This is a genomic window from Halorubrum miltondacostae (genome assembly GCF_041379815.1).
Classification (GTDB): Archaea; Halobacteriota; Halobacteria; order Halobacteriales; family Haloferacaceae; genus Halorubrum; species Halorubrum miltondacostae.
Genome location: NZ_JBEDNY010000002.1, coordinates 681598 through 690678 on the forward strand (window position 1 = coordinate 681598; position 9081 = coordinate 690678).

Here is a 9081-nt window from a genome sequence, read left to right on the forward strand (position 1 = left end):
GCGGCGCTCAGTCCAGGGGCTCGGGCTCGAACGCCGCCGGGTCGAACTCGTGGTCGCGGAGACGGTCGGCGTCGACGGACCGCAGCACCGACTCGTTCGTGGCCTCGAGGACGACCGGCGGAGCGACGCCCGCCTCCGCGGCCTCCAGCCACCGACCGACGCAGAGGCACCAGCGGTCGCCCGGCGTCAGCCCGGGGAAGTCGAACCGCGGGCGCGGCGTGATCAGGTCGTTGCCGCGGTCGCGGCTGTACCGAAGGAACTCGGCCGTGACGACCGCACAGAGCGTGTGATCGCCGGCGTCCCCGTCGACGTCGCGGCAGCGGCCGTCGCGGAGGTAGCCGGTGGTCGGCTCGTGGCCGCAGGCGGCCAACTCGCCGCCGAGGACGTTTCGCTCGTCGCGGTCGCCGTTCGCGTCGTCCGTCGACATGGCCCTCGGTACGGTCCCCGAGGGAATAAACGGCCGGCAGCCCGCCGCGGTCCTCCGGAGGCGTTCGCCCCGCGGTATAAGTGGGACGCCGCCGAACTGTCCCCGATGAGCCGGAACGACGAGGTCGCGACGCGGTTAGAGGAGTTCGCCGACCTCCTCGAGGCGACGGGCGTCGAGTACAAGCCGACCGCCTACCGACGGGCGGCCGAGAACGTCCGCGACCACCCCGCGCCGATCGAGGGGCTCGCGGCCGAGGGCGAGGACGCGGTCGCCGAAATCGACCGTGTGGGCGACGCCATCGCCGCGAAGATCGTCGAGTACGTCGAGACCGGCGCGATGGGGGAGCTGTCCGAGCTCCGCGAGGAGCTCCCGGTCGACATGGCCGGGCTGACCGCGGTCGAGGGGGTCGGCCCGAAGACGGTCGGCTCGCTGTACGACGCGCTCGGGGTCACCGACTTAGACGAGCTGGAGGCCGCCGCGGAGGCGGGCGAGATCCAGACGGTGTCCGGGTTCGGGGCCAAGACGCAGGAGAACATCTTGGACAACATCCCGTTCGCGCGCGAGTCCCGCGAGCGGACCCGCCTCGGCGACGCCCGCCCGCTCGCGGACGACGCGCTCGCGTACCTCGCCGACCGCGACGCGGTCGAGTCAGTCGAGGTGTGCGGGTCGATCCGCCGGTGGAAGGCGACGATCGGCGACGTCGACCTACTCGTTGCCAGCGAGGCGCGCGAGCCGATCGTCGAGGCGTTCACCGACTGGCCCGCCGCGGACGCGACCATCGAGGCGGGGACCGGGAAGGCGAGCGTGCGCGCCGACGGCACGCGCGTCGACCTCCGGATCGTCGACCCCGACGAGTTCGGCGCCGCGCTCCAGTACTTCACCGGGTCGCGGGCGCACAACGTCGCTGTCCGTAACCGGGCGATCGACCGCGGGCTCAAGCTGAACGAGTACGGGCTCTTCGACGTGAGCGACCTCGACGAGGAGTCCGCCGACGCCGCCGCGGACGGAGAAGCGGCGGACGCCACCCGCGTCGGCGAGCGCGTCGCGGGCGAGAGCGAGGACGCGGTCTACCGCGCGCTCGACATGGCCCCGGTCCCGCCCGAACTGCGCGAGGACCGCGGCGAGGTCGCGGCCGCCGCCGAGGGGGAACTCCCGCCGCTCGTCGACTCGGGCGATCTCCGCGGCGACCTCCACACCCACACCGACTGGTCCGACGGCGGCTTCTCGATCGCCGAGATGGCCGCCGCGGCCGCGGAGCGCGGCTACGACTACCACGTCGTCACCGACCACGCGACCGGACCGGGGATGGTCGGCGGGGTCGGCCTCGACGAGGCGGCCATCGAGGAGCAGGCCGCGGCGATCGCCGAGGCGGCCGACGAAGCGGACATCCCGATCCTCCACGGGATCGAGGCCAACATCGACGCCGACGGCGACCTCTCGACGGACGACGAGACGCTCGCCGCCCTCGATCTGGTCGTCGCGTCCCCGCACGCGGCGCTCGGACAGGACGGCGAGGCGGCGACCGAGCGGCTGGTCCGAGCGGTCGAGCATCCGCACGTCGACGTCCTCGGCCACCCGACCGGTCGCCTCATCAACGAGCGACCGGGGCTCGACCCGGATGTCGAGGCGGTCGCCGAGGCGGCCGCCGCGGCCGGCACGGCGATCGAGGTGAACGCGAACCCAGCGCGGCTCGACGCCGACGGGGAGTTCGTCCGGGCCGCGATCGAGGCGGGCGCGACGATCGCCGTCGACACCGACGCGCACGCGCCCCGCGAGCTCGACAACGCCCGGTACGGGATCCACACCGCGCGCCGCGGCTGGGCGCGGGCCGCCGACGTGCTCAACGCGCGCTCGCTCAATGGGCTCCGCTCGTTCCTCCTGTGACCGGGGACGACGAACGCGACGCCGCGGAGTCGTCGGCCGGCGATCGCCCGCCGGTCCTACTCGACGTGATGTGCGGCAAACTCGCGACCTACCTCCGGATCTGCGGTTACGACGCCGCCTACGCGCTCGACCGCGGTATCGAGGCCGACGACCGGCTCCGCGAGGTCGCGGCCGCCGAGGACCGCGTCCTCCTCACCCGCGACCGCGACCTCGCCGACAGCGCGCCCCGCGGCGACCCCGCGATAGACGCCGTCCTCCTCACCGAGCGCGACGTGGTCGACCAGCTCCGCGAGTTCGCCGCCGCCGGGTATCCAGTCGAACTCGCCGACGAGCCGACGCGCTGCGGCTCGTGTAACGGCCCCGTCGAGCGCAGCGCTTCCCCCGAAGTCGACGCCTCGCCCGCCGACCGGCCGGAGTACGTCCCCGACGACGTCGGGACGGGGCGCCAGGGGTGGCGCTGTACGGAGTGCGGCCAGTGGTTCTGGAAGGGGGGCCACTGGGACGACGTGGCGGCGCGGCTCGACGGGATCTGATCCCCGCGGCGACCCGACCGAGCGTAACCGGTTTGCCCGCCCGCCGCGTACTCGTCGCCAATGGAACGCGAACGGGCCGTCGACCGCCTGGAGTCGCTCGTCGATCGCGTCGCGAGCGAGCCGATGCCGGTGCCCGTCCGCGAGGTGTGGGCGTTCGGCGACGTCGCGCTCGGGCTGGACCCGGTCGACCGGCTCGACGTCTACCTCACGAAGGACGTGATCATGGGCGGCGACGCCGACGCGGCAGCCGACTTCGCGGCCGAGTACGGGATCCAGGGCGTAGGTACGACGGTCGACGCCGAGTGGGCGACAGCGCACCCGGACCGCGTGCGGACGAGCGACAACGGGTACGCGGCCCCGGAGAAGTGCCTCGCCGCCGAACTCGTCGCCGACGACGAGCCGATCCACTTGGAGGTGTGTAACTCGGGCTTCGAGGACAACGTTCGCCAGCGCCTGAAGGGGGCTCTCGCCCGGGAGGCCTACGAGGAAGTGCTCGACCCCCGCGGGGTCTGCCTGTGGGTGGACGGCACCCGCGACGAGGAGGCGTTCGAGCGGCTCCGGGCGGCCGACCTCGCGATGCCGACGCTGCCCGCCGCGCTCGGGATGCTGGGAGCAGACGAGAGCGCTGCGAACGAGGCCGCGGACGTGCTGAAGCGGCGGCGCGCCGAGCAGGAAGGCGCGTCCGTCCGCGGCGACATGGTCTGACGCCGCCCCGTCGCGATCTCGTCGACGTGTCGCTCGGTCGCCTTCGCTTCGATCAGTCGCTCTCTTCTCTGATCAGGAACTCCCCGTCCCGGTAGACCGTCTCCCCGTCGAACGCGATCCGCGCGTCGGCGCTCGCATCGCGGATCAGGTCGGCGTGGACCGCGCTCTCGTTCCCGGTCCGGTCGTCGGGGACGCACTCCGAGAGGGCGTCGCCGAGCGCGACGTGGACCGTGCCCGCCGCCTTCTCGTCGAACAGGACGTTCCCGGTGACGCGGTCGACCCCCTCGTTGGTGCCGATCCCGAGCTCGCCGACGCGGCTGGCTCCCTCGTCCGTCTCGAGCAGGGAGTCGAGCACGTCCGCGCCGCGCTCGGCCGCCCAGTCGACGACCCGGCCCTCCGCGAACGAGAGGCGGATCCCCGCGGCCTCTCGCCCGCCGCGCCGCAGCGGGTGATCGAACCGGACCTCTCCCTCGACGCCGTCGACCGCCGGCACGGTCGCGACCTCGCCGCCCGGCATGTTCTCCCGGCCGGCGTCGTTGTACGCGTCCATCCCCGCCACGTCGAACCGGAGGTCGGTGTCGTCGCCGGCGACGAGCCGGACCTCGTCGGCGGCCGCAAGCCGGTCGGCGACCCGCGCCTGTCGCTCCCGCATCGCGGCCCAGTCGCGGTCGACGGCGTCGTACACGAGCGAGCGCCACGCGGCCGTGCTCAGGTCGGCGCGCTGCGCGTCCGCCGGCGTCGGGTGCTGCGTGATCACCCACCGGGTGTCGAGCCGTTCCCGGAGCAGCGGCTCCTTCGCGCGGCTCGCCGCCCGCCTCGCGTCGGCGTTCACGTCGCTCGTCTCGGCGGCGTTACGCGCGCCCTTTATTAGAATCACGACGTCCGTCTCGACGAGCGCGGCGACGCGGTGCTCTTTCGGGCGGTAGTCGTCTGGGTACATCTCGCGGGCGTACGCCCGGGTCGCGCGCGGATTGCGCCACACGGTCGTCGCGCGCGCACCGCGGCGGCCGAGCGCCTCATACAACGCCACGACGAGGTCCTCGGCGGCGGTCGGCGCGCGGATCTCCACGTCGTCCTCGGGGGCGACGTCGGTACAGTGGTCGACGAGCACGCGGGCGTGGCGGAGGGTCCTGTCGTCCATACCGTCCGATGGGTCACTCGGAAGAAAATCGTGAGCCACGCGCCCGGGACGGAAGTGAAACTGGAACGCCGCCGCGTCAGTCGCCGCGCGCCACCCGTCCCACGGTCACGTCGAAGGGGACGTACTCTACGCGCTCGTACTCGCCCGCGCCGATGGCGTCGACGACGTCCCGACCCATCTCGCGCCAGCGCCCGCGGAGGTCGTCGTACGCGTCCTCTGAGGTCGCGGCCACCAGCTCGTCGCGGTGGTCGGCCAGCCCCGCCCCGGAGGCCTTCCGCGCCGCCGACCGCAGCGCGGCCTCGGCGTACGGCGGCTCGGTGCGCTTCTCGTGGATGTACCGCCGGGTGCGCACGTCGACAAGCCCCGCCGCGTCGAACGCCTCGCGGACCCGGCCGCCGAGCGCCACGTCCGTCTCCACCCCGTCGACGTACGCCTCGCGGGCCTCGCGCTCCAGCCGCTCCTCGGCGGCGACGGTCGAGGCCACCCGCACGTCGGCATTGTCCGGCTCGATCGCGGCGACCAGGTCGTCGGAGACGCGGGCGAGCTCCCGGACCGCGGCGGTCGGCTCGGGGAGGTTGATCAGCAGCGCCTGACAGACGGCGAGGTCGACCGCGTCGGCCGCCACCGGCAGTCGGGTCGCGTCGCCGGCCGCGTAACCGATTCCCGCGTCGCTCTCCTCGCGGGCGACAGTCAGAAGTTCGCGGTCCGCGTCGACGCCGATCACCGACGCGTCCGTCTCCGTCGTTCCGCCGGCACTCCCCGTCGTCCCTGTCTCCGCGGCCAACACGCGGGTCAGCTCCCCGGTGCCGCAGCCGACGTCGAGGACGCGCTCGCGGTTCGGCAGGTTCAGGTCGGCGAGCGCGTCGCGGTCGTCTTCCCACATCCCACGGCGGGTGTGTTCGAGGTACTCGGCGGAGAAGCGTCGCACGCCCTCGATTCGGCGTGGGCGAAAATAAACGTCCGGAGATCGACCGCGGCCCGCCTCTCACTCCTCGTCGGGGCTCCCTTCGTCACCCTCCATCTTGGTTCCGCCACCGCCGAATCCCAGCACGTCGACGGCGAGAACGGCGGTCACGCCGGCGCAGTAGCCGACGAACGCGCTGGTCACGCCGATCGCGGCGAAGCTCATCGCCACGTCGCCGAGCCCCGGGTCGCTGCCGTTGACGCCGGGGACGCCGACGAGCGTCCCGACGAGGACGAATCCACCGAAGACGACCGCCGGCACGGCGCCGACGGTCAGGCAGGCCGGTCCCCCGCAGCGGGCGTACGCCCCGGCGGCGGCCAGCGGCCCGGGCGCGTAGAACACCAGCAGCGGGAGGAGCCGGTCGGTCAGCGCGGTCGCCGCCGTGGCGCCGACCGACTCGGCGACGAACGCGGCGACGAGCGCGAGCGCCACGACGGCGGCGAACGCGACCACCAAGCCGACCGCGCGACCGCGGTGGCGGCCGACGAGCAGCGCTCTCGTGGTGGACATGTCCGCGGATCGCCCGCGGGATTACTTAAAACCGCGTCGGACGGACGTCGCCGGTCCGGACGACGCCTCAGTCGCGGCGGAGCTCGCGCACGCGCTCGATGTTCCACGCGAAGCTCTTCCCGTCCTCGGTCGGCGTCTCCAGCGCCAGCGGGACGTCCGCGAGGTCGGGGTGATTGAGGAACCGCTCCATCCCCGCCTCGCCGATGTGGCCCTCGCCGATGTGGGCGTGCTCGTCCTTGTTGGTGCCGCACTCGTGTTTCGAGTCGTTGAGGTGGACGTACTCCAGGTGTTCGAGGCCGACCACGTCGTCGAACTCGCCGACCGTCTGGTCGACCGCCTCGGGCGTCGAGAGGTCGTACCCCGCCGCGAACGCGTGCGCGGTGTCGACGCAGACGTCGATGTCGGTGTTGGTGCGGTCGATGATCCCCGCGAGGTGCTCGAACTCGCCGCCGAGCTTCGTCCCCGCGCCCGCGTCGCTCTCGATTAGGATCGTGACGCCGTCGGGGACGTCGACGTCGTCGATCACCGACGCGGCGTTGTCGAGGCCGCCCTCGACCCCCGCCCCCGTGTGCGCGCCGAGGTGGACGTTCACGTACGGGATCCCCAGCTTGTCGGCCGCGTCGACCTCCTTTTGCATCGAGTCGAGCGACTTCTCACGGAGCCCCTCCTTCGGTGTACAGAGGTTCACGAGGTAGGAGGTGTGGATCACCCACGGCCCCTCCAAGTCGCGCTCGGTGCCCTCCCGGAACCGCTCGGCCTCCTCGTCGCCGATGCCCGGGTCCTGCCACACCTGCGGCGAGTGGGTGAAGATCTGTCCGCAGTTGCCGCCGACCTCGACTTGGTTCGCCACGGCGTTGTCCACGCCGCCGGCGATGGAGACGTGCGCGCCGACCTTGAGACTCATACCGGTTACACGGGGGCGGTCGGAAAAGCCTCTTCGGAACCGGGTGAACCGCCGACGCCGTCCTCGTCCCTACGCGCCGCCGCTCCCGGGCCGGGTCCGGATCCACTCCTCGTTCCGGTACTTCTCCGCGACGAGCTCCTCGGCCCGCTCCAGCTCCGCGTCGGTCCACGAGCCGTCCGCGTCGACGGTCGCTCCGGGCGTCGCGCCCGCCCAGTCGGCGAGCGCCGCCTCGACGGTCGCCACCGCGTCCGCGCGGTCGACGCCGACGAGGTCGTCCATCCCGACGACGCGCTCGCGGAACTCCTCGGCCGTCACCGGCGTGTCGGCGAAGACCCCGAGATGTCGCGCCGCGTCGACAGAGAACGTCAGCGAGCCGTGCTGGATCACCGCATCGCGCTTGCGGTACTGCGCGTTGCCGGCGATCTTCCGCGGGCCGGTCCGGTCGCCCGGTCCCGGTGCGACCACGTCGTGTGCGGGGTGGAGCTCGCGGAGGTAGCAGGCAGGCCGGTGGAGCTCCGGCATCGGCTCGTCGACGTAGTCCGCGTCGATCCCGAGCCGGTCGAACGCGTCGAGGATTGGCTCGCACAGCAGGTGGTAACAGTCGAGCAGTTCGCCCGGGACCGTCTCCGCAGGGACCGCGATCGAGTAGGCGACATCCCCCTCCCGGTCGTGGTAGATGCCGCCGCCGCCGGTCTGTCGGCGCGACACCTCGACCTCCTCGCGCTCGCAGAACGCCCAGTCGACGCTCGCCGGCTCTTGATGACGGCCGAGCGTGAGACAGCTCGGGTCCCAACGGTAGGTCCGGAGCGTAGCCGGACCCCCGGCCGCGGCGGTCTCGGCGGCGACCTCGTCTAACGCCATCTGCTCCGGTCCGGGGCGGGCCTCCTCGCGGATCAGCCGCCAGTCGACGGCGGGCGCGCTCATGTCCGCCCCATCGCCCGCCGCTCCGAAAGCGGTTGCGTTCGGTCCCCGCGGTCGGCCAAATCGAGATTTGCTATCGCGGCATACGCTATATCGGCGCCGACGCCGAACGCGCGCCCCTTTTAGGAATCGCCGGAGTAGGGGCGTGTATGGTGCGAAACGTCGCCGGCGACATGGCGGAGCTCGACCCCGAGGACTTCTACCTCCTCTCGGGCGTCGAGCAGGGGATGCGCTTCTCGGAGTGGGTCCGCCGCGACAAGCTCCCGGACTACGCCGACCTGACGCGCGAGGAGGTCGACTACCGGATCGACCGCTGCCTCGACCGCGAGCTGATCGAGCGGAAGACGATCCAGTACGAGGGGTACCAGCTCACCTTCGGGGGGTACGACGCCTTGGCGCTCCGGACGTTCTCGGAACGCGAGACGATCGACGGCGTGGGGTCGCCGCTCGGGCTCGGCAAGGAGGGCGACGTGTACGAGGCCCAGTCGTTCCGACCGCTCGCGCTGAAGTACCACCGCGAGGGGTACACCAACTTCCGCGAGGTGAAGCGCGAGCGCGAGTACACCGCCGACCGAGATCACGTCTCGTGGCTGTACACGGCGCGCAAGGCGGCCGAGCGGGAGTACGAGGCGATGGAGGCGATGTACCCGGACGTCTCCGTCCCGCGGCCGGTCGATCACAACCGCCACGCCATCGTGATGGAGAAGTTCGCGGGCGTCGAGCTCTCGCGCGCGAAGCTTGACCCCGAGCAGGCGGTCGGCGTCCTCGACCTGATCCTCCGCGAACTCGCGACCGCCCACGGGCTCGGCTGGATCCACGCCGACGCCTCCGAGCACAACGTCGCGGTCGCCGAGAGCGGCGTCACCATCTTCGACTGGCCGCAGGCGGTGCCCGTTGACCACGAAAACGCCCGAGAGTTCCTTGAGCGCGACGTCGAGAACCTCGTCCGCTACTTCGGCCGCAAGTACCCGCACGAAGTGCCCCGAGACGCCGATATCGAAGGGATCGCCGCCGCTATCGCCAACGACTCGTTCGAGAGCGTTCGGGCGTTCGGCGCCGAATAAATCGCATAGCGCAATACGAAATTCTGAT

10 protein-coding genes are annotated in these 9081 nt (G+C 72.2%); 4 read left to right on the forward strand and 6 right to left on the reverse strand.

Features of this window, described 5'->3' with window-relative positions; translation table 11 throughout:
- Positions 1 to 7 precede the first annotated feature (7 nt).
- Positions 8 to 427, reverse strand: a complete 420-nt coding sequence (locus ABNG04_RS08780; protein WP_371161829.1) for a DUF2237 family protein — start codon at positions 425 to 427, stop codon at positions 8 to 10.
- Positions 428 to 532: 105 nt separating this feature from the next.
- Between ABNG04_RS08780 and polX the strand changes: the two genes are divergently transcribed.
- From polX to ABNG04_RS08795, 3 genes are read left to right on the forward strand one after another with little or no spacing between them, the layout of a single operon-like run.
- Complete coding sequence (gene polX, locus ABNG04_RS08785; protein ID WP_371161831.1) at positions 533 to 2311, forward strand: DNA polymerase/3'-5' exonuclease PolX; 1779 nt, start codon at positions 533 to 535, stop codon at positions 2309 to 2311.
- Positions 2308 to 2844, forward strand: coding sequence for a Mut7-C RNAse domain-containing protein (locus tag ABNG04_RS08790; protein WP_371161832.1), 537 nt, complete (start codon positions 2308 to 2310; stop codon positions 2842 to 2844). Before polX ends, ABNG04_RS08790 begins: the two co-directional genes overlap by 4 nt.
- Positions 2845 to 2904: 60 nt before the next feature.
- Positions 2905 to 3549, forward strand: coding sequence for a DUF7095 family protein (locus ABNG04_RS08795; RefSeq protein WP_371161834.1), 645 nt, complete (start codon positions 2905 to 2907; stop codon positions 3547 to 3549).
- 52 nt (positions 3550 to 3601) lie between these two features.
- Here ABNG04_RS08795 and ABNG04_RS08800 read toward each other — a convergent pair whose 3' ends face one another.
- The 5 genes from ABNG04_RS08800 to ABNG04_RS08820 all read right to left on the reverse strand — a co-directional run bounded on the left by ABNG04_RS08800 (position 3602) and on the right by ABNG04_RS08820 (position 7992).
- Positions 3602 to 4690 carry an aminopeptidase gene (locus ABNG04_RS08800; protein ID WP_371161836.1) on the reverse strand — a complete coding sequence of 363 codons (1089 nt, stop codon included), beginning with the start codon at positions 4688 to 4690 and terminating at the stop codon, positions 3602 to 3604.
- A 76-nt stretch (positions 4691 to 4766) separates the two neighbouring features.
- The gene (locus ABNG04_RS08805; RefSeq protein WP_371161838.1) at positions 4767 to 5618 is read right to left on the reverse strand and encodes a class I SAM-dependent methyltransferase; all 852 of its coding nucleotides are present in this window, start codon (positions 5616 to 5618) and stop codon (positions 4767 to 4769) included.
- 57 nt (positions 5619 to 5675) lie between these two features.
- Entirely contained in the window at positions 5676 to 6164 is a 489-nt protein-coding gene (locus tag ABNG04_RS08810) for a hypothetical protein (protein ID WP_371161840.1), read from the reverse strand.
- 67 nt (positions 6165 to 6231) lie between these two features.
- Positions 6232 to 7068, reverse strand: coding sequence for a deoxyribonuclease IV (locus ABNG04_RS08815; protein WP_371161842.1), 837 nt, complete (start codon positions 7066 to 7068; stop codon positions 6232 to 6234).
- Between the two features lie 69 nt (positions 7069 to 7137).
- Positions 7138 to 7992 carry a lipoate--protein ligase family protein gene (locus ABNG04_RS08820; protein ID WP_371161844.1) on the reverse strand — a complete coding sequence of 285 codons (855 nt, stop codon included), beginning with the start codon at positions 7990 to 7992 and terminating at the stop codon, positions 7138 to 7140.
- Positions 7993 to 8138: 146 nt separating this feature from the next.
- Between ABNG04_RS08820 and ABNG04_RS08825 the strand changes: the two genes are divergently transcribed.
- Positions 8139 to 9053: an RIO1 family regulatory kinase/ATPase domain-containing protein gene (locus ABNG04_RS08825; protein ID WP_371161846.1), complete on the forward strand. Its 915-nt coding sequence runs from the start codon at positions 8139 to 8141 to the stop codon at positions 9051 to 9053.
- Positions 9054 to 9081 lie beyond the last annotated feature (28 nt).